The sequence below is a fragment of the Wylensekiella montiformis genome, assembly GCF_009697385.1.
GTDB lineage: Bacteria > Bacillota > Negativicutes > Selenomonadales > Selenomonadaceae > Selenomonas_A > Selenomonas_A montiformis.
In genome coordinates this window covers 88433-113110 of record NZ_VUNL01000004.1, presented here as the reverse complement: position 1 = coordinate 113110, position 24678 = coordinate 88433, and the positions used below count along the sequence as shown (strand labels likewise).

The 24678-nt window shown below is 58.4% G+C and carries 22 protein-coding genes; 20 read left to right on the top strand and 2 right to left on the bottom strand.

The features are described 5' to 3' along the window. Positions 1 to 268 precede the first annotated feature (268 nt). The 10 genes from FYJ78_RS04775 to FYJ78_RS04730 all read left to right on the top strand — a co-directional run bounded on the left by FYJ78_RS04775 (position 269) and on the right by FYJ78_RS04730 (position 13651). Positions 269 to 1288, top strand: a complete 1020-nt coding sequence (locus FYJ78_RS04775) for a C4-dicarboxylate TRAP transporter substrate-binding protein (RefSeq protein ID WP_235899852.1) — start codon at positions 269 to 271, stop codon at positions 1286 to 1288. Further along, on the top strand, positions 1288 to 1830 hold the full coding sequence (locus FYJ78_RS04770; RefSeq protein WP_235899850.1) for a TRAP transporter small permease: 543 nt from the start codon (positions 1288 to 1290) through the stop codon (positions 1828 to 1830). The genes FYJ78_RS04775 and FYJ78_RS04770 overlap by 1 nt, the downstream gene beginning before the upstream one ends. Continuing rightward, positions 1830 to 3131 carry a TRAP transporter large permease gene (locus tag FYJ78_RS04765; protein ID WP_235899848.1) on the top strand — a complete coding sequence of 434 codons (1302 nt, stop codon included), beginning with the start codon at positions 1830 to 1832 and terminating at the stop codon, positions 3129 to 3131. Before FYJ78_RS04770 ends, FYJ78_RS04765 begins: the two co-directional genes overlap by 1 nt. A gap of 219 nt (positions 3132 to 3350) precedes the next feature. After that, entirely contained in the window at positions 3351 to 4313 is a 963-nt protein-coding gene (locus FYJ78_RS04760; RefSeq protein WP_154620268.1) for a YybS family protein, read from the top strand. An 11-nt stretch (positions 4314 to 4324) separates the two neighbouring features. After that, complete coding sequence (locus FYJ78_RS04755) at positions 4325 to 6331, top strand: DHH family phosphoesterase (RefSeq protein ID WP_154620267.1); 2007 nt, start codon at positions 4325 to 4327, stop codon at positions 6329 to 6331. Further along, positions 6303 to 6746 carry a 50S ribosomal protein L9 gene (gene rplI / locus FYJ78_RS04750; protein ID WP_154620266.1) on the top strand — a complete coding sequence of 148 codons (444 nt, stop codon included), beginning with the start codon at positions 6303 to 6305 and terminating at the stop codon, positions 6744 to 6746. The genes FYJ78_RS04755 and rplI overlap by 29 nt, the downstream gene beginning before the upstream one ends. Before the next feature lie 29 nt (positions 6747 to 6775). Further along, the gene (gene lonC, locus FYJ78_RS04745) at positions 6776 to 8743 is read left to right on the top strand and encodes a Lon family ATP-dependent protease (protein WP_154620372.1); all 1968 of its coding nucleotides are present in this window, start codon (positions 6776 to 6778) and stop codon (positions 8741 to 8743) included. A 40-nt stretch (positions 8744 to 8783) separates the two neighbouring features. Further along, positions 8784 to 10112, top strand: coding sequence for a replicative DNA helicase (dnaB, locus tag FYJ78_RS04740; RefSeq protein ID WP_154620265.1), 1329 nt, complete (start codon positions 8784 to 8786; stop codon positions 10110 to 10112). Positions 10113 to 10295: 183 nt separating this feature from the next. After that, positions 10296 to 12140 carry a glucose PTS transporter subunit IIA gene (locus FYJ78_RS04735; RefSeq protein WP_154620371.1) on the top strand — a complete coding sequence of 615 codons (1845 nt, stop codon included), beginning with the start codon at positions 10296 to 10298 and terminating at the stop codon, positions 12138 to 12140. A 53-nt stretch (positions 12141 to 12193) separates the two neighbouring features. After that, positions 12194 to 13651 (top strand): glycoside hydrolase family 32 protein, encoded by a 1458-nt coding sequence (locus FYJ78_RS04730; RefSeq protein WP_154620264.1) that lies wholly within the window; start codon positions 12194 to 12196, stop codon positions 13649 to 13651. A gap of 89 nt (positions 13652 to 13740) precedes the next feature. Here FYJ78_RS04730 and FYJ78_RS04725 read toward each other — a convergent pair whose 3' ends face one another. Continuing rightward, a complete protein-coding gene (locus FYJ78_RS04725; protein WP_154620263.1) occupies positions 13741 to 13974 on the bottom strand; it encodes a ferredoxin in 234 nt (77 codons plus the stop codon). Positions 13975 to 14267: 293 nt separating this feature from the next. After that, positions 14268 to 14711 carry an RrF2 family transcriptional regulator gene (locus FYJ78_RS04720; RefSeq protein WP_154620262.1) on the bottom strand — a complete coding sequence of 148 codons (444 nt, stop codon included), beginning with the start codon at positions 14709 to 14711 and terminating at the stop codon, positions 14268 to 14270. A gap of 302 nt (positions 14712 to 15013) precedes the next feature. On the opposite strand from FYJ78_RS04720, the gene cysK reads away from it, so the two are divergent. From cysK to FYJ78_RS04670, 10 genes are all read left to right on the top strand, one after another. Continuing rightward, positions 15014 to 15946 (top strand): cysteine synthase A, encoded by a 933-nt coding sequence (cysK, locus tag FYJ78_RS04715; protein WP_154620261.1) that lies wholly within the window; start codon positions 15014 to 15016, stop codon positions 15944 to 15946. Positions 15947 to 16082: 136 nt separating this feature from the next. Next, positions 16083 to 16784, top strand: a complete 702-nt coding sequence (locus tag FYJ78_RS04710) for a class I SAM-dependent methyltransferase (RefSeq protein WP_235899846.1) — start codon at positions 16083 to 16085, stop codon at positions 16782 to 16784. Positions 16785 to 16895: 111 nt separating this feature from the next. Beyond that, a complete protein-coding gene (locus FYJ78_RS04705) occupies positions 16896 to 17690 on the top strand; it encodes a polysaccharide biosynthesis/export family protein (RefSeq protein ID WP_328597635.1) in 795 nt (264 codons plus the stop codon). Positions 17691 to 17932: 242 nt separating this feature from the next. Further along, positions 17933 to 18424: a PTS sugar transporter subunit IIB gene (locus tag FYJ78_RS04700; protein WP_154620260.1), complete on the top strand. Its 492-nt coding sequence runs from the start codon at positions 17933 to 17935 to the stop codon at positions 18422 to 18424. Positions 18425 to 18445: 21 nt separating this feature from the next. Beyond that, positions 18446 to 19246, top strand: a complete 801-nt coding sequence (locus tag FYJ78_RS04695) for a PTS mannose/fructose/sorbose transporter subunit IIC (protein WP_154620259.1) — start codon at positions 18446 to 18448, stop codon at positions 19244 to 19246. Between the two features lie 13 nt (positions 19247 to 19259). After that, positions 19260 to 20084: a PTS mannose transporter subunit IID gene (gene manZ / locus FYJ78_RS04690; protein ID WP_154620258.1), complete on the top strand. Its 825-nt coding sequence runs from the start codon at positions 19260 to 19262 to the stop codon at positions 20082 to 20084. Between the two features lie 168 nt (positions 20085 to 20252). After that, complete coding sequence (locus FYJ78_RS04685; protein WP_235899845.1) at positions 20253 to 21239, top strand: sugar ABC transporter substrate-binding protein; 987 nt, start codon at positions 20253 to 20255, stop codon at positions 21237 to 21239. Further along, positions 21239 to 22582 carry a sensor histidine kinase gene (locus tag FYJ78_RS04680; protein ID WP_235899843.1) on the top strand — a complete coding sequence of 448 codons (1344 nt, stop codon included), beginning with the start codon at positions 21239 to 21241 and terminating at the stop codon, positions 22580 to 22582. Before FYJ78_RS04685 ends, FYJ78_RS04680 begins: the two co-directional genes overlap by 1 nt. Next, complete coding sequence (locus FYJ78_RS04675) at positions 22557 to 23231, top strand: response regulator transcription factor (RefSeq protein WP_154620257.1); 675 nt, start codon at positions 22557 to 22559, stop codon at positions 23229 to 23231. Before FYJ78_RS04680 ends, FYJ78_RS04675 begins: the two co-directional genes overlap by 26 nt. Then, positions 23228 to 24541, top strand: coding sequence for an ABC transporter substrate-binding protein (locus tag FYJ78_RS04670; protein WP_235899841.1), 1314 nt, complete (start codon positions 23228 to 23230; stop codon positions 24539 to 24541). The genes FYJ78_RS04675 and FYJ78_RS04670 overlap by 4 nt, the downstream gene beginning before the upstream one ends. Positions 24542 to 24678 lie beyond the last annotated feature (137 nt).

The following is a 24678-nucleotide window of genomic DNA, read 5'->3' as shown; positions in this document are numbered from 1 at the left end:
ACATGATACACTTCTGCCGGGAGGGATGGCGTCAGGCTCCATCCTTTCCGGCTTTTTTTCGCGGGATTTGCCTAAGCGGGGCGTTGCCGCAGGAAAAATTTTTCAGAAAAGTATAACTTGGCACGGCTCTTGCATCTAAAAGAAGTGTAAGCAATAATAAAGTTTATGTGAATGATAAAGAACGAAAAGAAGTATGAGGGAAGGATGGAGAGCCGATGAGGGAAAATGCTGCGAAAGGGAAACAGACAGGCGGAAAGGCTGGTGCGGTATGATGAAGAAAAAATGGATTTGGATGCTGCTGGCGGCGGCTATGGCGGCGCTGCTGGTCATGAGCGGCTGCGGCGGCCGCCATGCCGATCGGAATAAGATCACGATCGATATCGGCTATGAGAATAACCCGGGCGAGCCGCTGGATCAGGCGCTGAACCGCTGGAAGGATCTCGTGGCGGAAAAAAGCGGCGGCACGATGGAAATCGTGCTGTATCCGTCCAGCCAGCTGGGCAGCAAAAACGATATCATCGATATGATGATTTCCGGCCAGCCGGTCATGACGCTGGCGGACGGCGCCTTTTATTCGGACCGCGGCGTCAAGGATTTCGGCATCGTGTTCGGTCCGTTCCTGTTTAAGGATTGGGACGAGTGCTGGCGCCTGACAAACAGCGACTGGTACAAGGAGCAGGAGCAGAAGCTGGCAAAGAAGGGCCTTCATATCGTTGTGTCCAACTGGGTATACGGCGACCGTCATCTGCTGACGAAAAAGCCGGTCAACAAGGTGGAAGATCTGGAAGGCATGAAGATTCGCGTTCCGAACAACACGATTCAGGTCAAGGGCTTTGAGGTGCTCGGCGCGGTTCCGACGCCGATGTCGCTTGGCGACACCTATACGGCGCTGCAGCAGGGGACGATCGACGGCGTAGAAAATCCGCTGCCGGTGCTCTACAATGGAAAATTTCAGGAAGTGGCGAAATATCTGATTCTCGATGGTCATGTCAAGAACTTCACGACGTGGGTCTGCAGCGAGGACTTCTGGAAGAGCCTGACGCCGGAGCAGCAGGCCATTCTGCAGGAGAGCGGCGAAGAGGCCGGCGTTTTCAACAATGCCCTGCAGAAGGAATCGGAAAAGGAAGTTCTGGAGAAATTCCGGCAGGAAGGCGTGACGATCGTCGATCCGTCGGATGAAGTATTGAACGGGTTCCGGGAGCGCGCGAAGGCATTCTACTCGCTGCCGGATTTCAAGGACTGGTCGGAGGGCCTGTATGATACGGTCAAAGCGGCCATGGCGTCGTAATGGTTACGGGAAAGATGGTGAATGGAACAATGGATGAAGAAAAGAAACAAGAAGGTCAGGGGCTGCATCAGGTCTTTTCTCAGCTCGATGTGATTCTGGCCGGCATCGCGCTGACCGTGCTCGTGGGGGTGACGTTCGTCGGCGTTTTCATGCGGTACTTTTTCGGGCATCCCTTTGCCTGGGAGGAAGAAGTCCAGCTGGCCTGCTTTGTATGGATTACCTTTTTGGGCGTGGGCGCCGCGTTCCGCTCGGGCAGTCATGTGGCGATTGAGCTTCTGGTCGACCGCTTTCCGCTCCGGGTGGTGCGGATGATCGAGATCGGCGGCTATGTGATCTCGATGCTGGTCCTGCTGTACTTTGCGTGGTACAGCATCGTCCTGCTCGGCAAAATGGACATGATGGGAAGGGATACGAATATCCTTCATATCCCCTATGTGGCGATTTACAGCGTCGTGCCGGTCGGCTGCCTGCTCATGATGTGGAATTATACCCAGTCCATCCGCAAACGTCTGCGGGCGTACAAGGAAGGAGGCCTTGACTGATGGAACTGCTCGATATGATTGATCCGGTCGCCTGCTCGGCGGTCATCATGCTGGTCTTTTTATTCCTGAAGATCCCCGTATTCATCTCCGTTCTTTCCGGCGGCGTCTGCTACTTTTTGCTGATGCCGCACATGCCGGGGCAGATCTTCGCGCAGCGGGTCATTTCCGGTACGGAGAGCATCCCGCTGCTGGCGATACCGTTCTTTGTCTGCGCGGGCGTGTTTATGAACTATACCGGCGTCACCAAGCGCATCATGGATTTCTGTTCTGTGCTGCTCGGGACGTTCACCGGCGGCCTGGCGCAGGTGGCGATCCTGCTGTCGACGCTCATGGGCGGGCTTTCCGGCTCGAATCTGGCCGATGCGGCGATGGAAGCCAAGATGTTGGTGCCGTCGATGGTCGAGCGCGGTTTTTCCAAGCCGTTTGCTTCGGTGGTTACGGCGACTTCGGCCATTATTACGCCGCTGATTCCGCCGGGCATCGCGATGATTATTTACGGCTCGGTGGCCAATCTTTCCATCGGCAAGCTGTTTATCGGCGGCATCGGACCGGGCGTGATGCTCTGTGTGCTCATGATGCTGATGGTTTCCGTCATTTCGCATAAGCGCGGCTACAAGCCGATGCGCACGGAGCGGGCCACGTTCGGCGAGTTTTGTACGGCGCTGAAAGCGGCGTTCCTGCCGCTTTGCCTGCCGTTCCTCATCATCGGCGGCATCCGCGTCGGTCTTTTCACGCCGACGGAGGCCGGCGCTGTCGCCATCGTCTACTCGCTGTTTCTCGGTGCGGTTTATCACGAGATGCGGCTGCGCGATATTCTGACCGGTATTTATGAGACGGTCACGACGTCGGCTTCGATCATGATTATCATCGGCGCGGCTTCCACTTTTGCCTGGATCCTGACCAAGGAGCGCATTCCGCAGGAATTGGCGCAGATGATGATTACCTTCCTTCAGAGCCCGTTCCTGTTCCTGCTGATCGTCAACCTGTTCCTGCTCGTTGTCGGGATGTTCTTGGAGGGCAACGCGGCCATGATTATCCTCGTGCCGCTTTTGGCGCCGATTGCCGCGCATTTCGGCATCGATGCGTACCAGTTTGCCATCGTCGTGATTTTCAATCTGGCGATCGGCGCGCTGTCGCCGCCGATGGGGACGCTGATGTTCGTGACCTGCGGCGTGACCAAGTGCCGCATGAGCGACTTCATCCGGGAAGCGGTCCCCTTTTATATCCTGCTGCTGCTTTGCCTGTTCTTGCTTACGGCGTTCCCGGTTTTCAGCAGCGGGTTCATCTCTCTTTTTTACTGATCCCCTTTTTCAGGCACCCCGGGCGCTTATCGGCGTCCGGGGTGTTTTTTTTCGCGGCGGGCATATGGGACTTGCGGTGCCGTTGACTTAGTACCTGCTTTCAAGACAAGGGGATTCTTTTCTGCTATAATGAAAAATAGTCTTTTGATCCGCGCGCTGTCTTTTTTCGTCTTTCGAAACATACCGGCGTGGATGAAAACAAGCGGAAAGGATGACGAAATGAATCAACATAGAATCACCCCTATGACGGAAAGCGGGCTGTTGGCGGCGCTGACAGTCATGCTGGCATTGGCCGCGGTTTATCTGCCGGTGCTCGGCATGGCTGCCGCGCTGATCTGGCCGCTGCCGGTGCTGGTGCTGGTCGTGCGCCATGGCGTGCGCTGGGGCCTGATGGCCGTACTGGTGTCGGGCGTCATTATGGCGCTGCTCATTGAGCCGATGGTCGCGCTGCGTCTGGTCCTTGCCTTTGCCCCGACGGGGCTGGTGCTCGGGCTGGGCTTTCGCCGGAGATGGGCAGGAGCCCGGACGTTTGTGATGGCGCTGGCCGCTTCGCTGGGCGGAAAGCTTCTGGTCTTTGCCCTGCTGTTCGCCGTGACGGCGGTCAATCCGCTCGGCATGGAGATGGATACGGTGCGGGAGTCTTTCGATGCGGCGTTCCGGATGTATGAGGAGATGGGGATCGATGCCAGGCAGCTTCAGCAGAGCCGGGCGGACATCGATGCCGGGCTTTCCATGCTGGCCCTGCTCATGCCGCTGGTCGTGCTGATGATGGGGCTGCTGGATACGCTGGTGGCCTATCTGCTTGGCACGCGCATCCTGCGCCGCCTTGGCCATGATGTGCCGCAGCTGCCGCCGTTTGAGGCGTGGCGTCTGCCGTCGGCGTTTCTGTATTTGTTCGGCTTTGCGCTGGTCGGCCTTTACTGGGGAGGCACGCGGGATATTCCGCAGCTTTATCAGGCGGCCATGAACGCGAATATGCTGGCGCTGTTTGCCGGCCTGATTCAGGGGCTTTCCCTCTCGCACTGCGTCATGCGCCATTTTCATCTGCCGACCTCTGCGCGGGTTCTGATCTATGCGATGATTCTGCTCAGCGGGATCCTGACGCAGATTGTCGCGCTGACGGGGCTGATCGATATGATCTTTGATTATCGCCGCCGTTTCGGCGAACGGAATAAGAAGTGAGGTGAAGCGCGATGCCGCGCAATCTTTCGGCCTGGGTGGATCTGACCATCCATCTGGTCATTATGCTGGTGCTGATCGGGGTGCTTTCCTATTATAACGGATATATCGCCGCGATTGCCGGCGTGGTTTGGCTGGCGCTGGCTTCCTTTGCCCGTGAACGCTGTGCGGATCGTTCGCGGCGCTTTGAGCGCTATTGCCGCAATGTCGTGGAGAATATCGGCGAGATGATGAATTATGCGGCGGAGGAACTGCCGCAGGCGGTGATTATCCTCACGGACGACGGGCGCATCCAGTGGTGCAACGACCGAATGGAGCAGTATGCCGGCTCCAAGCCGGAGCAGGGAACGGATCTCAAGGATATCTGGCCGGGCGTCATCATTAATCCGATCTGGGGGCAGGACGGCGAATACATCTTTGCCCACGAGAACCGCTACTTTCAGGTCCGGTACCGTCCGGTGAAGACCGCACCGCATCAGCCGAAGCTCATGGCCTTTTATGTTCAGGATGTGACGTCGCATGAGGAGCTCAGGAACCGCTATCAGCAGAGCCGCACAGTGCTCGTTTATATCCAGATCGATAATTACGATGAGGTCATGCAGGGCCAGACCGAGGCGGAGCGCACGTCTTTGCTGCTCGCAGTCAATCAGACGCTGGATCGCTGGATGAAGAATCTCGGCGGATTCATGCGCCGGGTGTCCGATGATCTGTATGTCGTCGTCCTCACGCGGGCGGCGCTGGATCAGGCCATGAACGAACGCTTCGATGTACTCGATAAGGTTCGTCAGCTGCAGAGCTCGAACCGTCTTCCTGTGACGCTTTCCATGGGCGTGGCTGTGGCGGAGAACCAGACGATGGCGGAGCTTGGTTCGCAGGCTCAGGCCGGACTGGATCTGGCTTTGGGCCGCGGCGGCGATCAGGTGGCCGTCGATATGGGCGGTAAAACGCAGTTCTTCGGCGGAAGGGCCAAGGCTGTTGAGAAGCACACGCGCGTCAAGGCCCGCGTGGTGGCCCATGCCATCCGTGAGATCATGGAAGGGGCCGACGAGGTCTTTGTCATGGGCCATCACAATGAGGATTTTGACTGCTTCGGCGCGGCGATGGGCGTGGCGAAAATGGCCCGCCAGATCGGCAAGCCGGTGCATATCGTCCTTTCGGAGATGAACGAGGGCATCGATAAATTCGCCGATCTGCTCAAGGGCAGGGAGGAATACGAGAGCGTCTTTGTGCGGGCGGAAGATCTGTCGTCCATGACGGCTCTGAATCCGGTGCTCATCGTTGTGGATACGCATATCCCGCATCTGGTGGCCGACGCTTCGCTTTTGGACCGCATCCATCAGGTGATCGTCATCGATCATCACCGCCGCAGCGAGCATTTCATCAAGAATCCGCTGCTCGTATATATCGAGCCCGCTTCCAGCTCCACGAGCGAGCTGGTCACGGAGCTTCTGATGTACTTCGGCGACGATCTCATGCTGTCGCGGCTGGAGGCCACGGCGCTCTATTCGGGCATCGTCGTCGACACCAAGAATTTTGCGGTGCAGACCGGTGTGCGCACGTTTGACGCGGCGGCGTATCTGCGCCGCAGCGGCGCAGACCCGGTCATGGTCCGCCATCTGTTCCGTTCGGATTATGACACGACGGTGGCGCTGGCCCGCGCCAAGGCGCGCTCTATGCTTTACGAGGGCGGGCTGATCGTCTCCGATATCCCGGAGACGATCCCGAATATTCAGGTGATCGCGGCGCAGGCCGCCGATTCCCTGCTGCGCATTGAGGATGTGCGCATGAGCATTGTCCTCTTCCAGCTGGATGCGGAAACCGTCGGCCTGAGCGCGCGCTCTACCGGCGAGCTGAATGTGCAGGTCATCATGGAGGCCTTTGGCGGCGGCGGCCATCAGAATGTAGCCGGCGCACAGCTTCGGGGCGATCTGGGAGAGCTGAAGGCAAAGGCAATCGAAATCAGCAGAAAATATATAGAGGAGAATGATAGCGATGAAAGTAATCTTGCAGCAGGACGTTAAAAAACTGGGAAAAAAGGGCGATATTGTCGAGGTATCGGAAGGCTACGGCCGCAATTTCCTTCTGCCGCGCAAGGCGGCGGTACCCGCGACCGCGCAGAACATGAACGTAGCTAAAGCGCAGGCCGGCTCCAAGGCTCGCAAGGACGCCATGGCCGCCGATGAAGCCAAACTGATGGCGGCCCAGCTGGAAAAGGTATCGGTCACGATTCCGGTTCGGATCGGCGAGGGCGGCAAGCTGTTCGGCTCCGTGACGGGCAAGGATGTGGCCGAGGCGCTGAAGAAAGAGCATATCGACATCGACAAGCGCAAAATCGCCATTCAGGGTGAAGTGACGGGCGAAGGCGTCTATGAAGCGGTGATCAAGGTTCATCCGTCCGTTACCAGCAAGATCAAGGTCCGCATTGTGGCGGAATGAGCGGAAAGGATAGCGGAAAACAGTTTGTCATGAATTGGATTCAACGAGTATTTGGTTTATTTCATAGAAAGCAGGAGCAGGCATCGCCTGCTCCTCTCCGTCGTGGCCTGCCCATCGACCGGGAAATCGATGCGCTCTACGCGGTGCTGGTCGATATGATGGGGACGGAAAAGCTGGTCATACGGGCGGGCAAGATGAAGGCGCTGACGCTCATGCGCTCGCCGGACCGCCGGGATCGTGTGCTGGCTCTGCAGCGGATCCTCGATGAAGATCCGCTTCTCGGGCCAGCGCCGCGGGAATCGGAACTGCCCGCCGTCATGGAGCTTCTGGCCGAACGGGTCGCAGACCTCATGGCCCGGCACAATGTCGAGGAAAACATCGAGAAAAAGGTCAATGAAAAGCTCGAAAAAGAGCATCAGGATTACGTGGAGGACATCCGCAAGCAGGTGATTCAGGAGGAGAAGCCGGGCGCGGAGTCCCCGCAGGATAAGAAAAAGCGCGAGAAGCTGGAAAAGCTGGAATCCATCCATCTGACCCAGTCCATTATGGAGCTGCTGCGCCCGAAGACGTTTGAGGAAGTGGTCGGTCAGGAGCGCGCGGTCAAATCGCTGATGGCCAAGCTGAGTTCGCCGTATCCGCAGCATCTTCTGCTCTACGGGCCGCCGGGCGTCGGCAAAACGACGGCCGCCCGTCTGGTGCTGGAGGCCGCCAGAGGGAAGGCGTCTTCGCCCTTCCGCGCGGATGCGCCGTTCGTCGAGACGGATGGCACGACGCTGCGCTGGGATCCGCGCGATATGACCAACCCATTGCTGGGATCGGTTCACGATCCGATCTATCAGGGCGCGCAGAAGAATCTGGCGGACAGCGGGATCCCCGAGCCGAAACCGGGGCTGGTCACCGATGCGCATGGCGGCATCTTATTCATCGATGAAATCGGCGAAATGGACGAGATGCTTCAGAACAAGCTGCTAAAGGTTCTGGAAGACAAGCGGGCCTACTTTGAATCGGCTTACTATGACCCGACGGATGAAAAGACGCCGCCGTATATCCGGAAGCTGTTCGAGGAAGGGGCGCCGGCGGATTTTGTCCTCATCGGAGCTACGACCCGCGACGCGTCGCATATCAATCCGGCCCTGCGCTCCCGCTGCGCCGAGATTTACTTTGAGCCGCTGACGCCGCACCATATCCGGCAGATCGTCCGGAATGCCGCTGCCCGGCTGCATGTCGCCATCGGCGACGGCGTGGCGGAACTCATCAGCGAATATACCGTCGAGGGCCGCAAAGCCATCAATATTTTGGCGGATGCGTACAGTCTGGCGCTGGAAAAGAGCGGCGCGGCGGACAAGGTCGATATCGGGGAACTGACGGCCGGCAGGGGACCGCAAATTTCGATTGAAAAAGCCGATATCTATGAAGTCGCCCAGGTCAGCCGGCTTTATCCGTTTGTCACGAAAAAGGCATCGGATCAGGCGCTTCAGGGCCATATCTTCGGCCTTGGCGTGGCCGGTTTTTTGGGGTCCGTCATTGAGATCGAGGCCGTGGCTTTTCCCGCGCACGAAAAGGGAAAGGGAACCGTCCGCTTCAACGAGACGGCCGGCTCCATGGCCAAGGATTCCGTGTTCAACGCGGCATCCGTCCTGCGCCGCCTGACCGGCAGGGATATTCATGATTACGATGTCCATATCAATGTGATCGGCGGCGGCAACATCGACGGCCCGAGCGCCGGCACCGCGATCCTTGCCGTCCTCACGAGCGCCGTTACGGGGCGCAGGATACGGCAGGACGTCGCCGTGACCGGCGAGATTTCCCTGCAGGGAAGGGTGCGCCCGGTCGGCGGGGTGTTTGAGAAAGCCTATGGCGCCAGACAGGCCGGGATCCGGACGCTCGTCATACCGAAAGAAAATGAAAAAGACATTCCAAAGGAACACCTGGGACTGGATATTCATGCCGTGGAAACGGCGGAAGAGGCCTTTTCGCTGATCTTCGCCGAAGAATAAGGGCAGGAGTATCTGTTTGTCAGGAAAAGAGGATTTTACTATGCCATTACCGGAACGCGTTCCTCCGCAGAACATCGAGGCCGAACAGGCTGTTCTGGGAGCGATGCTGATCAAGAAGGAAGCCATCGTCGAGGTGCAGGAGATTCTGCAGCCGGAGGACTTTTACCGGGAAACGCATCGTCTGGTCTATGAGGCCATGATCGAGCTTTCCGGCAACGATGAGGCGGTTGACCTCGTCACGCTGACCGAGCAGCTGCGCAAGAGCGGTATGCTGGAGAAAATCGGGGGACTGCCGTTCCTCACCCAGCTGGCCAATGCCGTTCCGACGGCGGCCAACGTGACGTATCATGCGAAGATCGTCAAGGAAAAGGCCGAGCTTCGCCGGCTCATCAGCGCGGCGACGGAGATCGCCGGTGCCGCTTATGAGGATGCGGACTCGGTGGAAAACATCATGGATGCGGCGGAGAAGAAGATACTCTCCGTGGCGGGCAGTCAGAACGGCGGCGCCTTTGAGTCCATGAAGAGCATTGTCATGCGCACCTTTGAACGGATCAATGTGCTTTATGAATCAAGGGGCGGCCTTACGGGCCTGAGCTGCGGCTTCAAGGATCTGGACAAGCTGACTTCCGGCCTGCAGAAATCGGATCTCATTCTGGTGGCGGCCCGCCCTTCCATGGGAAAGACCGCGTTTACGCTGAACATTGCGTCGTATGTCGGACTGCACGGCGGAAAGGTAGCCTTTTTCTCGCTGGAAATGAGCAAGGAACAGCTCATGCAGCGCATGCTCTGCGCGGAAGGCGGCATCGATGCCACGCGCCTGCGCACCGGACAGCTGGACGCCAAGGAATGGAACCGGCTCGTCGAGACGGCGGACCGGCTGAGCCGGGCGCCGATCTACATCGACGATACCGCCGGCATCACCGTCATGGAGCTGCGCTCCAAGGCGCGCCGTCTCAAGGCCGAGCACGGACTGGACCTCATCATCATCGACTACCTGCAGCTCATGCAGGGGCGTCCGAGCCGGAACGGCGATAATCGCCAGCAGGAGATTTCCGAAATCTCCCGCTCGCTCAAGGCGCTCGCGCGGGAGCTCGATGTGCCAGTCATTGCTCTGTCGCAGCTGTCGCGCTCGGTCGAGAGCCGCCAGGTCAAAAAACCGATGCTGTCCGACCTGCGCGAATCCGGCTCGCTGGAGCAGGACGCCGATATCGTCATGTTCCTTTATCGCGAGGATTATTACGATAAGGATACGGAGAACAAGAACATCACCGAGATCATCATCGCCAAGCACCGCAATGGTCCGGTGGACAGCATCCAGCTCTTCTTTCAGAAAGAATATACGAAGTTCCGCGATCTGCTCGTTCAGTGAACGGAACGCTGCGCCGCATCGGGAGCCGCTCCCGGTGCGGCGCTTTGCTGTATGTTGGCCGGCTTTGACGTTTTTCCTTGACAAATCGCGGAAAAGTGGCTAGACTGAAAATGTGAAATCGATTTCACATTGAAAAAAGGGTATCATAACCATTTTATGGGTAAAGGACAAGGGGGAATTATGATGAAAGATATTCGTCTGGACAGTCCGCTCAACGGCCGGCTGGTCGAACTGAGCGAGGTGGCGGATCCGGCTTTTTCCGGCGGTGCGATGGGGATTGGCGCCGCGGTAAAGGACCCGGACGGCAAGGTGGTTTCGCCGACGGACGGCGAGATCACCGTCCTCTTTGCGACAAAGCATGCCATCGGCATTCACACGGATGAAGGGGCGGATATCCTGATCCATGTCGGGCTGGATACGGTGAAGCTGAACGGGAACCACTTTGAAGCGAAGGTTGCCCAGGGCGACCGGGTGAAAAAGGGCCAGCTGCTATTGGAATTTGATGCGGACGCGATCCGGGCGGCCGGCTACGATACGACGACGCCGGTGCTCGTGACGAATCCGGCGGATTTTGGCACGATCACCATCGCCCTTGGCGGTCAGGAGATCACGTCTTCCGCTCAGAAGGATGAGGAAAAACCGGCGGCGGAAGCGGACGATGAACTGGCCGGCCTCTCCAAAGAAGCGCGCGTCGCCCGCCTGATCGAGAAGTACGTCGGCGGCATGGGAAATGTCCGCAATGCCGAGCATTGTGCGACGCGTCTGCGCCTGATTATCAACGATAAGTCCAAAATCGACGAAAAGGCGATTGAGAACATCGACGGCGTCAAGGGACAGTTCTTTGCGGCGGCCCAGTATCAGATCATTCTGGGAACCGGGTTCGTCGACAAGGTCTTTGCAGAGTTTGTCAAAGGCACGGATTTCGGCGGAATGAGCAACAAAGAGGAAGCGTATGCACAGATGTCGGTGGTGCAGAAGATTTCCCGGACGCTCGGCGATGTTTTTGTGCCGATCATTCCAGTCCTCGTCGCGACCGGTTTGTTTATGGGCCTGCGCGGCGCGGCGCAGAGCCTCGGCATGTCGTTCAGCGATAATGTCCTGCGGATGAGCCAGATCCTCACGGATACGGCGTTTGCTTTTCTGCCGGCGCTGGTCTGCTGGTCGACGACCAAACGCTTCGGCGGGACGCCGGTCATCGGCATCGTGCTCGGCCTCATGCTCGTTGCGCCGCAGCTTCCCAATGCCTATGCCATTGCCGGCGGCGAAGCGCAGCCGATTCCGATGGATATCTTCGGCCTGACGGTGCCGGTGGTCGGGTATCAGGGCTCCGTTCTTCCGGCTCTCGTTCTGGGCATTTTTGCCGCGAAGCTGCAGAAATGGCTCAAATCGTTTGTGCCGGATGTCATCGATCTCATCGTTACTCCGTTTATGACCTTGTTTATTTCCATGCTGCTCGGCCTGCTTGTCGTCGGACCGATCATGCACACGCTCGAGCTGGGAATCTTCGGCGCCGTGCAGGCGTTCCTTCAGCTTCCGATGGGCATCGGCGGCTTCGTCGTCGGCGGACTGCAGCAGGTGATCGTCGTATTCGGCGTCCATCATGTGTTCAATGCGCTGGAGGTTCAGCTGCTCGCTACGACGGGCGCTGACCCGTTCAATGCCATCATCACCGGCGCCATCGTGGCGCAGGGCGGTGCCGCCGTTGCGGTCGCGCTGAAGACAAAGAATCCGAAGAAGCGCGCCCTTTACATATCTTCCGCCGTTCCCGCTTTTCTCGGCATTACGGAACCGGCGATCTTCGGTATCAATCTGCGCTTTATGAAGCCGTTTCTTTATGCACTGGTCGGCGGCGCGTTCGCCGGTGGAGTGGCCAGCTTTATGCACCTCGCCGGAACGGGCATGGGCATCACGGTCCTGCCGGGAACGCTGCTGTATCTGGACCATCTGGCCCAGTATATTCTGGTCAATGTCATCGGCTTCGGCATTGCTTTTGGTTTGACGTTTACCCTGTTTTCCCCGGAGGAATAACCTCGCCTGTCCGTCCGGAACGCAGGGAGGCGCATCGATAGGAGGGATAAGGAATGGAATCGTTTGATAAAAAGAAACTGGATGCAAAGCTCTCCGCCGCTTTTCCCATGACGCACCGCTGGCACAACCGCTTCCATCTGGAAATGCCGTTCGGACTCATCAACGATCCGAACGGGCTTTGCCGGTATGAGGGCGAGTATCATGTTTTCTTTCAATGGAATCCGCTGGGCTGCGTGCATAAAAACAAATGCTGGGCGCATGTCCGGACGCGCGATTTCGTGCAGTATACGCTGCCGGAGCTTTCGCTCTGGCCGGATGATGTCCACGACAAGGACGGCTGCTATTCCGGCTGCGCCGAGGAGGAGGATGGGCGCCTCCGCGTGCTCTACACCTGCAACCGCAAGGAAGGCGGGCGGCGCATCCCCGCGCAGCGGTTCGGGACGCTGCAGGCGGACGGCAGCATCCGCAAGGACGAAATCATCCTGCCGGATCATCCCGCCGGGACTACGGGACACTTCCGTGATCCGTTCCTCTTCTCGCGGCGCGGACGGCGGTATTTGCTTCTCGGCGCACAGCGCGCCCGCGATGAAAAGGGGACGGCTCTCGTCTATGAAGAAACCGGACAGGGCTGGCAGGAACTGGGCGAGATCCATACGCGTCTCGGTGATTTCGGCTATATGTGGGAATGTCCGAATCTGCTTCGCTTCGGCAGCTACGATGTGCTGCTTTTCTGCCCGCAGGGGTTGGAATCCCGGAAATTTGACCGGCAGAACCGGTATCAGGCCGGCTATATCGCCGGACACCTGTCGCTGGACAGTCTGGATATGGTCAGCCATACGAAATTTCAGGAACTGGATCACGGATTCGATTTTTATGCGCCGCAGGTCTTTGAAAGTGAAGGCCGCCATATCCTGATCGGCTGGATGGGCATGCCGGACTGCGACGACGCATATCCGACGCGGGAGGAAGGCTGGATGTACAGCCTGACCATGCCGCGCGAACTGCGGCTGCGTCAGGGCCATCTGTATTCCCGTCCGGTGCGGGAAATGAAGGACCTTCGGATCCGGGACTCCCTGCGCGAGCTGGATCTCGTGCAGACGGACCATCTGAGCCAGCCGCTCGCTGAGGGCGCGGAGGTGCTTTTGACTATGGAGCTGGGCGATGCCTCCTCGGTCACGGTTACTTTGGCTTATGGCCTTGAGAAGCTCTGCTTCTGTTACGACCGGCAGCGTCAGGTCATGACCATTGACCGCAATGGGATGCACCGCGGCGGCCGCGGGATTCGGCGCTTCAAGCTGTTCGCCGATCAGACGCTTTCCTTGCAGCTCTTTGTGGACCGCTCGGCGGTGGAAGCCTTCTTCCAGCATGGCGAAGAGGCCGCGAGTCTGCTGGTCTTCCCCGACAAACACATCCTGCCGGAGCTGCAGATCTCAGCCGACGCGCCGCTCGCCTCGCTGAGCGGCAATATCTGGGAACTCGATGCGTTCCGCTATCTTGGCCGGCCGGTATAACGTGAGGTTTGGCAGCGAATCAATCCATGGATAACACAACAAACGGGACTTCCTCGTGGGGAAGTCCCGTTTGTTTGCTTATACCCTGTTTACTTGTTTACTGCGCGATCTTCGTGAGAGGCCGTCAGCGGAATCCGCCAAATCCGGTCAAAAGGAACGGATTCGAACGAACAGCGGATATCAAGATACGAGTCGCAACGATTGAAACGAACTGTTTTTAACGTAAGCTTAGTAGCTTTCTGAATCTGTCTGATATAATACTGTGCATCTTCCGCAGAAAACGGCCCGCTCCCGATGATCACACGAACGTTGTCGATCATCATGGGAACACACCTCCAACAAAAAAACGTTCTGTCTGTTCTGTTGCCGCCGACCCGGTCTGGGACCTGAAGGGCAGCGGCCGAGTTGTGATTCGCGGTGAACGGGACAGGGGCATGTCCCTTCACAACTCAATAAGCATTATACTATGCTTGTTGCGGATTGTGAAGTTGCAAATGTTACCCCGTTACCCGAAAGGTCCCGCCTAGCCTGTTTTTTTCGCTTTAGATAACGTTTTCTGCTTCAATCTCGCCCATTTTTGCGGATTTTCGGCCGTTTTTATGGCTGGCTTGCGCAGTCAAATGAAATACATGAGACTGTCGGCGTCCTTTTCCGCATCGATCGCGGTCAGAATATCATCCAGTGAGACATGCGAAAGCGTCTCGTGTATGCCGGCATCCAGCGGGTCAAAGACGCGGGCATTCAGAGCGCGGTCGAGTTCGGGCATCTTTTCCGAGGCCGGCGCGGCTTTTTCCATGAGGGACAGTTCGATGGAAGAAAGAATATCGTATGCGCTGATCTCGCGCGGTTCGCGGGCCAGCTGATAGCCGCCCTGCGATCCCTTGATGGAATTGACGAGACGGGCGCGCTTCAGCAGGGAAAAGACCTGCTCCAAATAGATTTTGGAAATGCCGAGCTTCTCAGAAATACTGATGATCGTGATCGGCGAGCCGGAGGCATAGTTGCGGGCAAGATACGTCATGGCGGCAAGCCCGTAACGTCCCTTGGCAGAAATCTTCATAAATATCATCCTTTCCTTATAATGAAATGTATGGTGAATATTTTGCAGAAGGATCGCAGTTCAATCGCATAGCGACGCGATATGTCATGTTTGCAAGCTATATCATAGTAAAAAAGGCGGAAAAAGTCAATATCGGAGGAAGCGCGGCGCAAGGCATCGAAAAACCTTCGCGGCGCTTCAAGTTTCTGTTGACAAAGTCAGCCGGGTATGGTAATCTATAAACATATTAATCATATATGTTTTCAACTAAGGCAAAGATAGGCCGCAAATCATAGGGATGAAAAGGTATGGAGGTATGAACCATGAGCAAGATCTATAACAGCGTAACGGAACTGATCGGCAATACGCCGCTGCTGAAGGCGAACAACTTTATCCGGGCGAACGGCCTGAACGCGAACATTCTGGTCAAGCTGGAATATTTCAATCCGGCCGGTTCCATCAAGGACCGCATTGCCAAGGCCATGATCGAGCAGGCGGAGCAGGAGGGAAAGCTGACAAAGGATTCGGTCATCATCGAGCCGACTTCGGGCAACACGGGCATCGGACTCGCCAGCGTAGCGGCGGCCCGCGGCTATAAAGCGATCCTGACGATGCCGGAGACGATGAGCGTGGAGCGCCGCAACCTGCTCAAGGCGTATGGCGCGCAGATTGTTTTGACGGATGGCTCCAAGGGGATGAAGGGGGCTATCGCCAAAGCCGAAGAGCTGGCCCGCGAGACGCCGCATTCCTTTATTCCCTCGCAGTTTACGAATCAGGCCAATCCGGACGCGCATGAGCGGACGACGGGACCGGAGATCTGGCAGGCGGCGGACGGCGAGGTTGCCGCGTTTATCGCCGGTGTCGGTACGGGCGGTACCCTGACGGGCGTCGGCCGCTATCTGAAGAAGCAGGACAAAAACGTCCATGTCGTAGCGGTGGAGCCGGCGACGAGTCCGGTGCTGTCCAAGGGGCAGGCCGGCCCGCATAAGATTCAGGGAATCGGCGCCGGTTTTGTGCCGGAGACATTGGATACCAAGGTGTACGACGAAGTGATCGCGGTGTCGAATGACGACGCGTTCCGCTATGGGCGCCAGTTCTCGCACAGCGAGGGCATCCTGATCGGCATTTCGTCCGGCGCCGCATTGGCTGCTGCGGTCGAGCTGGCCAAGCGCCCGGAATATGCCGGGAAAAATATCGTGGCATTGCTGCCCGATACGGGCGACCGTTATCTTTCCACTGAGCTCTTTGCGGACTGAGTGAGTCTGGTTGTTTCAGCGTTCTTCCTCTTTTGGCGGAAGGACGCTTTTTTTTGCGCCGGATCCTGTCCGGAGGCCCGGCGCCGCGGTCTGCTTTTTGCGGCGCGGATTGAAACAGGCCGGCGGGTCTGCTACAATGAAGACAATGGAAACGACAGGATTAAGGGGAAAGGACGGGGAATACATGATGTCTGAGGCGGAGAGCAGTCAGGAAGAAATTACGGCGGCGGGGAACCCTTCCCAGCCGCAGGGCGAGGCCGGTGCAAAGATGCTGGCCCGCATGAATGAAAGCCATGCGGAAGTGACGAATTGGGCGCTGGGATTCTTCGACTGGAACGGGACGGAGCAGGTGCTCGATATCGGCTGCGGCGGCGGGGCGGCGCTTAAGCGCATGGCGGAGATGCTCGGCCCCCGCGGTCGCCTGACGGGTCTGGATTACTCGGAGGTGTCGGTCGCTGAATCCCGGCGGCTTAATGCGGACGCGGTCCGTGACGGACGAATGAAGATTATCGCTGGCTCGGTAGAACATCTGCCCTTTGCCGACGATTCCTTCGACAAGATCACGACGGTGGAGAGCTTTTATTTCTGGCCGGATCCGCAGGAGAATCTGCGGGAGGTGCGGCGGGTCCTGCGCCCGGGCGGCGTGTTTTTGCTCGTCGCGGACATTCATGACCATGAGGGCATGAGCGAGGCGGCGCGGGAAAATATCGCCCGTTACCATATGTTCAATCCGACGCTGGACGGCTACCGGGAGCTGCTGGAAACAGCAGGCTTCCGTCAGGTCAGGATTCATACGAAGCCCGGCGAGGAATGGGTCTGCGCCGAAGGGCGCAAGTAAAAGCCGGGTCGGCAGCGGTTGACGCTGGCCGGACGGTCCGATATAATAGCAGTGATAAGATGGAACAGGTTCCCTGCCGGCGGGGCGGGAGAAAACAGGGGGATCCGAATAGTGAAAAAAGCGATATTATGCGCTCTGGCTGTCGCGGCCGGTCTGGTATGGAACGGCATGAATACGGTACAGGCGTCCGCCGCTGAGGAAGCGGCGCAGGAAGCGGCTCAGGCGCCGCGGGCGGTCGAGGTAAAGGCAAAGGACCGGATGGCGCAGGAAAAGATGGATTATGTCCAGTCGGACAAGGTATTCGAGACGGCGACCCTGCGTCACGATACCCTGACGGAATCCTATCGGCTGTCCAAGTACGATACGATTAATATTCTGGTCGTCGGCTTTCCTGACGGCATCGGGGTCAATGACATCACGGTCGGTACGGACGGCTATGTGCAGCTGCCGTATGCGGGGTCGGTCAAGCTGGCCGGACTGACGCTGGATGAAGCCAAGCAGGTTCTCATGGACGCGCTCGGCCGGTATATCCGCATCCCGGATATGTCCATCCTCATCAAGAGCTATGGCCCGCGCCGGGTCTATGTGATGGGCGAGGTCAAAAATCCGGGCATCCACGATATGAACATCGACAACCTCAACGCCTATGCGGCGATCACGGCGGCCGGCGGCTACACGAAGCGCAGCCGCAGCACGAGGGTGCAGGTTATCCGCGTTATCGACAATACGATGTACTACGAACAGCTGAACATGAAGAACTTCATCCGCCGTCATGATCTCACGCAGAATGTCAAGCTGCAGGACGGAGACATCATCTATGTGCCGAAGTCTAACGGCATTCGCTGGGATGATGATATTCTGCCGTATTTCAATGCCTGGGCATTGTATAAAGGCCTGACGGACTGACCGGACGAATTTGTCCGCATAGCGGCAGCCGCCGCATCCGATGAACAAATCGGATGCGGCGGCTTTTTTCGTGGACAGGAACCGATTCTTATGACAGATGTCATAAGGAACAATAAGAAAGTTGTGACAGATTTCCGCTGACTTTGACCGGATTTTCTCTTACAATGAAAGGGAAGGTTAAGTAACCGGCAGGCGGCGCGGGGGATAGGCCGCCCGCCGGACAGAAGAAAGGGGAAGATATCATGGAAATCGCATTTTGCCGCATCGATGACCGCCTGATTCACGGGCAGGTCGCTACCGTCTGGACCAAAGTCACCGGCTGCAACCGGATCATGTGCTGCAGTGATGAAGTCGCGCAGGACGCCATGCGGAAGAAGCTGCTGCTGCAGGTGGCTCCGCCGGGGATCAAGGCGTATGTCGTGCCGGTGGAGAAAGCCTGCGAGGCTTACAAGAATCCAAAGTACGCGCCGTTTAAGACCTTATTCCTGTTCACCAAGCCGGCGGATGTCGTGCGGGCCGTGAAGGGCGGGATCCCGTTCAAGTCCGTCAATCTGGGCGGCATGACTTATAAGGACGGCGATACGCTGATCTCCAGCGCCGTGGCGGTCAATCAGGAGGATGTCAAAGCCCTGCTGGAACTGCGGGATATGGGCATCGAGGTCGAGATTCGCAAGCTGGCCAATGAGCCGAAGGGGGATCTCATGTCGGCGCTTCAGGCCAAAGGGCTGGTCTGACGGAGAGGAGGAGTATCGCATATGACTACCATGCAGTTTATTTTACTGATTATCGTCGCAGCAGTGGCCGGTATGGGAAGCGTGCTCGATGAGTGCCAGTTCCACCGTCCGCTCGTCGCCTGCACATTGGTCGGGCTGGTGCTCGGCGATATCACGACCGGAATCATACTTGGCGGCACGCTCGAAATGCTGGCGCTCGGCTGGATGAATGTCGGCGCCGCCATGGCGCCGGATGCCGCTCTGGCATCCGTCGTATCGGCTATCCTTGTTATCGTCGGCCATCAGAGCATCGGCGCCGGCATCGCGCTGGCCGTGCCGCTGGCCGCTGCCGGACAGGTGCTGACCATCTTTGTCCGCACGATTACCGTATTCTTTCAGCATCTGGCGGATAAATTTGCCCTGGAGGGCAATGCCTTCGGCATTGAAATGTGCCATATCGGCGGCCTGATGCTGCAGGCCATCCGCGTCGCCGTTCCGGCAGCCGTGGTCGCATTGGTCGCCGGCACCGATACCGTCAACGCCATGCTGGCCTCCATCCCGGAAGTCATTACCCGCGGACTGCAGGTTTCCGGCGGATTCATCGTCGTCGTCGGTTATGCTATGGTCATCAACATGATGAATGCCAGATCGCTCATGCCGTACTTTTTCCTCGGCTTCTTGATCGCGGTGTTCACGAAGGTCAATCTCATCGGCTTCGGCGCCATCGGACTGATCTGCGCCTATTTCCATATCCGCGGACTGCAGCGGGAGCTCAATACGGCCTCGGCCGGCGGCAGCTCCGGCGATCCGCTGGATGACATCGATGATTCGGACCTGATGTGAGGAGGCGCAGCTCATGGAAAAGAAACTAAACAAAAGCGATCTGGTATCGATCTTTATCCGCTCTAATTTCCTGCTCGGCTCATTCAACTTCGAGCGCATGCAGGCCATCGGTTTCTGCGTGTCCCTGATACCGGCGCTCAAGAAACTGTACAAGGATGATCCTGAGGAGTACAAGCGCTCGTTGAAGCGTCACTTGGAGTTTTTCAATACACAGCCGTTTCTGGCGACGCCGATCATGGGCATCGTCGCCGCGATGGAGGAAAAACGGGCCAACGGCGCCGACATCGGCGAAGATACCCTATCCGGTGTCAAAGTCGGCCTGATCGGGCCGCTGGCCGGCGTCGGCGATCCGATTTTCTGGGGGACGCTGCGCCCTGTCCTGGCCGCTCTTGGCGCGGGCATTGCGCTGACCGGCAGCATCATCGGCCCGCTGATCTTCTTTATCGCCTTCAACCTGATCCGTCTGCTGACGAACTGGTACGGCGTCATGTACGGGTACAGCAAGGGCACGGAACTCGTCAATGAAGTGGGGGGCAACCGCATGCGTTACCTCACGGAGGGTTCTTCCGTTCTTGGTCTTCTGGTCATGGGCGCACTCGTGGCGAAATGGACGACGGTCAACATGCCGATGGTCCTGTCCTCGTACACGAACAGTCAGGGCGAGCCGGTCGTGACCACCGTCCAGAGCATTCTGGACAGCCTGATGCCCGGCATCGTGCCGCTTCTCATGACGTTTGCCTGCATGTGGCTGCTCCGCAAGAATGTGAATCCGCTGATCATCATCCTCGGACTGTTCGCGCTGGGCATCGTCGGCTATGCCATTGGCCTCTTTGCCTGATAGCCGCGGGACGGCAAAGCCCCGTCCTCCGGCATATCCATATATTACATTTACTTCTTCCATTATGTAACACAATACCCCAAAAAAGGAGTCCTGCCGCACGGCGGGACTCCTTTTTTGGGGATATGCAGCGGCGCCGTGTGATATGATATAATTGAAGGCAGAAGAATGGAAAGGCGGAATACGATGGACAAGCGGGAACTTGGCTTCCGGGCGCTGCTGCTCGGACTGGCCGGCATGCTCGTTCTGCTGGGGCTGATATGGCTCTCCCAGCAGGATCTGTCTGCCCGGCAGAATGAACACCGGCGCAAATTTGGCGCGGTATATATGACGCTGAACAATCCCTTCTATGAAGTGATCGACGAAGAGATTCGTCTGGCGGTGGAGGAACACGGCGATGTCCTTTTGACGCGCGATCCCGCGCTGTCTGTAGAACGTCAGCGGGAAGAAATTCAGGAACTCATCGACGACGGTGTTCAGGTGTTGTTCGTCAATCCCGTAGACTGGCAGCGGATCGGCCCGGCGCTTGAAGCCGCGCGTCAGGCTCATATCCCGGTCATCGCCATCGATACCAGCGTGCAGGACGAGAGCGATGTGGCCAGCACAGTCATGTCGGACAATTATCTGGCCGGTGTGCAGTGCGCCCGGCATCTGCTGGAACATGCGGCGGGGGGAAAAGTGGCGCTGCTCAAGCATACGCAGGCCCGCTCCTCGGTAGACCGCATCCGCGGCTTTAAGGATACCTTATCCGGCCATCCGGAGTTTCGGATCGTGGACGAGGAGGAATGTATGGGTCAGTTGGAACAGGCCATGCCGGCGATGGACCGCATGCTCCGGCGCCATCCGGACATCCGCATCGTCATGGCGCTCAACGATCCGGCGGCGCTGGGGGCTATCGCTTCCCTGCAGCATGCCGGACGGCTGGATGATGTGCTGGTCTACGGCGTGGACGGCGTGCCGGAAACGAAGGAAATGATCGCCCGCGGCCGCATGACCGCTACGGCCGGACAGTCTCCGCGCCAGATCGGCCGTCTGGCTGCCGAGCAGGCATACCGGTTTCTCGCGGGAGAGCCGGTGCAGAAGGAGATTCGCCTGCCGACCCGGCTGTGGACGAGCGGCAATATCGATGAGAGCAACAGGGAGGGCTGGGATTGATGGCAGAGATCATGCCGGCGGACGGCGAGTCCCGCATCCGCGGGTTGTACCGGCTGCTGGCCGTATATAACGGCCTCGTCGTATTCCTCATGGCCGGATTCATGAGCATTACGCAGGAAAAGATTGTCAGCAGCATGGCGGCCCGCACGTTCCTTTCCTCGCTGCCGATCGTTCCCCTTCCAGCTGCGCAGGGCTTTCTTCTGGCCGCCGGATCCTTTCTGCTGCTGGTTTTGCTCGGTTTCCTCTACCGCCGCCAGTTGCTGCGCTCCGGTGGACAGTACGTCGTATTTCTCGCGGAGACAGGGGCCTGCGTCCTGCTGATGCGCAGCCTGAATCTGGCCTACGACGGCGTGGTTCTGCTGGTGGTGGCGGATCTGATGCACCGCTATCAGGGGGAAAAGCAGAGCTGGCTGCTCGTCGGAGCCATGTTCGGGCTTTACGTCATCGCCAACTACAATCTGGCCGTCTTTCAGGGGCATGTCGCGCCGTTTGACGCCTATGCTGCGTACTACCGGCCGTCGGTGCAGGCGTGGCTGCTGGCCATCAAGAACGGATTTGTCTCCGTCAACCTGATCCTGTTCGTCTCCTGGCTGGTTCTGCTCGTGCAGAATAAGCACCGGGAGAAAGAGCGCATCGCCAGCCTGAACCGGCAGCTCGGCGAGGCCAACCGCAAACTGAGAGCCTATGCGCTGGAGGCAGAGCGCATGGCGGAGACGCGCGAGCGCAACCGGCTCGCGCGGGAGATTCACGATACGCTAGGCCATGCCCTGACCGGCATCGCAGCGGGGCTTGACGCCTGCATCATTCTGGTGGACGCCGCGCCGGAGGCGGCCAAAAAGCAGCTGGCTAAAATCCGGGAAACCGCGCGGCGCGGCATTACGGACGTGCGGCGCTCGGTCCGGAAACTGCGCCCCGACGATCTGGAAAAACTGCCGCTGCGGCACGCGATGGCCCGGATGGTCGCGGAGTTTGCCGAATCTTCCGGCATGAAAATCCGGCTCGTTGCGCTGGGCTGGCCGGATCACCTGCGCGAGGATGAAGAGGAGGTCCTCTACCGCGTCGTGCAGGAGGGCGTCACCAACGCCAACCGCCACGGCCATGCGACGGAGGTCATAGTGACCATCGGTACGGAGCCGGGCCGGGTCTATCTGATCATCGCAGACAATGGCGCGGGCTGCAGCGAGGTAAAGCCCGGCTTCGGGCTCCGCCACATGCGGGAGCGTCTGGAACTGCTGCACGGACGGCTGCGCTGCTGGAGCGATCAGGGATTTACATTGGAGGCCGTGATACCGGCCGGGACAGAGAAGGGGGAAGCCTATGATATCGATCATGATCGCGGATGATCAGGAATTGATCCGTGAAAGCCTGAAAATCGTGCTGGATCAGCATGCGGATATGAAGGTCACTGCGCTGGCGGAAAACGGGCGGCAGCTCATGGATCTGCTGGCCGCGCAGCAGCCGGATGTCATACTCATGGACGTGCGCATGCCGGAGCTTGACGGCGTGCAGGCGACGCGCATCGTCAAGGAGCGCTATCCCAAAGTCCGCATCATCATCCTGACGACCTTTGACGACGATGAATACGTATTCAATGCGCTCAAATACGGAGCCAGCGGCTATCTCTTAAAGGGCGTGTCCGTGCCGGAGCTGACCCGGGCCATCCGCACGGTCGTATCGGGCGGTGCGATGATCAATCCCGACATTGCGACGAAGGTCGTCCGCCTGTTCAGCCGGATGGCGCAGAGCAGTCTGCCGGTTGAGACGGGCGGCGCGGGTACGGAGGAACTGACGCGGACGGAGCGAAATATCGCGTGTCTGGTCGGACATGGCCTGTCCAATCGGGAAATCGCGGCCCGCCTGAGCCTCTCCGAGGGTACGGTTCGCAACGGACTCTCCTCTGTCCTGTCCAAGCTGGATCTGCGCGATCGCACGCAGCTGGCGATCTGGGCCGTTCAGACCGGGCTGGCCGCCGCTGAGGTGGATCGGGGATGAGGATGAGTGCGGACGCAAAGCGGAGACTCGGCCTGCTGCTGGCAGCTGTGCTGCTGCTCGTGCTGGGGGGCCTGTATCAGCAGAGACAGCAGCCGGTGACCTTGCGCATCGGCCTGTTCGCGGGCAGCAACTGGGACGTGCCGGACAGCGATTCCTATGCCGTCGTGGATGCCGCTGTGGAAAAATTTGAGCGGGAACATCCCGGCGTCACAGTGTCCTATGTCAGCGGCATCAAAAAGGAAGATTATTCGGAATGGCTGGCCGGCCGGCTGTTATCCGGAGATGAGCCGGACATCTTCGTCATACCGGGAAAGGATTTTAATCTGTATGCCTCGATCGGCGCCCTGCAGCCGATCAGCGAAACCGGCAGCCGCGATCCGTCCTTCTCGTGGGAGGTCTACTATCCGGCCGCTCTGGACTATGGCCGGTATGACGGTGAGATTTATGCCCTGCCCGCCGCCAGCGTGCCGACGCTGATGTTCGTGAACAAGACGCTGCTGGCCCGCGAAGGCATCCCGATCCCCCGCAACGACTGGACCTGGCAGGAGTTCTATGAAATTTGCCGCCGCGTCACCCGGGATACAGACGGCGACGGGCGGATTGATCAGTTCGGCGTCTACGACTACGGCTGGCGGCTCGCCGCGGTCGCGAACGGGGTACGGCTCTTCCGCGAGGACGGGAAGGCCTCGTTTTTCGCCGATTCGCGCATGGAAGAGACGGTTCGCTTCCTGCGGGAGCTGCACAAGCTGGAGCAGGGCCGCGAAGTGACCGCCCGGGATTTTGATATGGGGCGGGTAGCCTTTCGGCCGTTCACTTTTGCGGAATACCGCACCTACAAGCCATACCCGTGGCGCATCAAAAAATACAGTTCCTTTGAATGGGACTGCATTCCCCTGCCTGCCGGGCCGTCCGGCAGCAGCTCTTCCTCGCTGCAGACGATGCTCATGGGCATGAGCGCCCGGTCGCATCATAAAGGGCTGGCCTGGCAGCTCCTGAAAGAGATCTGCTACGATCCGGAGATCCAGAAGCTGACGCTGGAGCGGTCACAGGGCCTTCCGGTGCGTCGCGATGTCGTGGAGTCCGGAAGCCTGCAGGAGATGCCGGACACCGCTTCGCCGGGCGGCGGGCTGGATCTCAGAGTCGTCAGCGCTGTCATGGATCATGCCGTCATGGAGCCGAAATTCGCGCGGTATGAGGAAGTGATGATGCGTGCGGACAGCGAACTGCGCGGCGTCATTGACGGATCGATTCCTTTCGACAACGCGCTGAACCGGATCCAGAAGGAAATCAATGGCTGGCTGCAGCAATGACGCCGGGCCGCCGCGTGACAAGGAAATATTTTAATGCAAGTATATTTTGACAATAAAATATACTTGCATTTTTATTGCGCTTATGCTAGGATAATTTTGGTAAATATGAAATTTAATTCGATTTATTATCTGGGAGG

Coding starts and splice junctions, on each gene's coding strand:
- FYJ78_RS04775 (WP_235899852.1), top strand. CDS start 269: ATGATGAAGAAAAAATGGATTTGGATGCTGCTGGCGGCGGCTATGGCG.
- FYJ78_RS04770 (WP_235899850.1), top strand. CDS start 1,288: ATGGTTACGGGAAAGATGGTGAATGGAACAATGGATGAAGAAAAGAAA.
- FYJ78_RS04765 (WP_235899848.1), top strand. CDS start 1,830: ATGGAACTGCTCGATATGATTGATCCGGTCGCCTGCTCGGCGGTCATC.
- FYJ78_RS04760 (WP_154620268.1), top strand. CDS start 3,351: ATGAATCAACATAGAATCACCCCTATGACGGAAAGCGGGCTGTTGGCG.
- FYJ78_RS04755 (WP_154620267.1), top strand. CDS start 4,325: ATGCCGCGCAATCTTTCGGCCTGGGTGGATCTGACCATCCATCTGGTC.
- rplI (WP_154620266.1), top strand. CDS start 6,303: ATGAAAGTAATCTTGCAGCAGGACGTTAAAAAACTGGGAAAAAAGGGC.
- lonC (WP_154620372.1), top strand. CDS start 6,776: ATGAATTGGATTCAACGAGTATTTGGTTTATTTCATAGAAAGCAGGAG.
- dnaB (WP_154620265.1), top strand. CDS start 8,784: ATGCCATTACCGGAACGCGTTCCTCCGCAGAACATCGAGGCCGAACAG.
- FYJ78_RS04735 (WP_154620371.1), top strand. CDS start 10,296: ATGAAAGATATTCGTCTGGACAGTCCGCTCAACGGCCGGCTGGTCGAA.
- FYJ78_RS04730 (WP_154620264.1), top strand. CDS start 12,194: ATGGAATCGTTTGATAAAAAGAAACTGGATGCAAAGCTCTCCGCCGCT.
- FYJ78_RS04725 (WP_154620263.1), bottom strand. CDS start 13,974: ATGATGATCGACAACGTTCGTGTGATCATCGGGAGCGGGCCGTTTTCT.
- FYJ78_RS04720 (WP_154620262.1), bottom strand. CDS start 14,711: ATGAAGATTTCTGCCAAGGGACGTTACGGGCTTGCCGCCATGACGTAT.
- cysK (WP_154620261.1), top strand. CDS start 15,014: ATGAGCAAGATCTATAACAGCGTAACGGAACTGATCGGCAATACGCCG.
- FYJ78_RS04710 (WP_235899846.1), top strand. CDS start 16,083: ATGAAGACAATGGAAACGACAGGATTAAGGGGAAAGGACGGGGAATAC.
- FYJ78_RS04700 (WP_154620260.1), top strand. CDS start 17,933: ATGGAAATCGCATTTTGCCGCATCGATGACCGCCTGATTCACGGGCAG.
- FYJ78_RS04695 (WP_154620259.1), top strand. CDS start 18,446: ATGACTACCATGCAGTTTATTTTACTGATTATCGTCGCAGCAGTGGCC.
- manZ (WP_154620258.1), top strand. CDS start 19,260: ATGGAAAAGAAACTAAACAAAAGCGATCTGGTATCGATCTTTATCCGC.
- FYJ78_RS04685 (WP_235899845.1), top strand. CDS start 20,253: ATGGAAAGGCGGAATACGATGGACAAGCGGGAACTTGGCTTCCGGGCG.
- FYJ78_RS04680 (WP_235899843.1), top strand. CDS start 21,239: ATGGCAGAGATCATGCCGGCGGACGGCGAGTCCCGCATCCGCGGGTTG.
- FYJ78_RS04675 (WP_154620257.1), top strand. CDS start 22,557: ATGATATCGATCATGATCGCGGATGATCAGGAATTGATCCGTGAAAGC.
- FYJ78_RS04670 (WP_235899841.1), top strand. CDS start 23,228: ATGAGGATGAGTGCGGACGCAAAGCGGAGACTCGGCCTGCTGCTGGCA.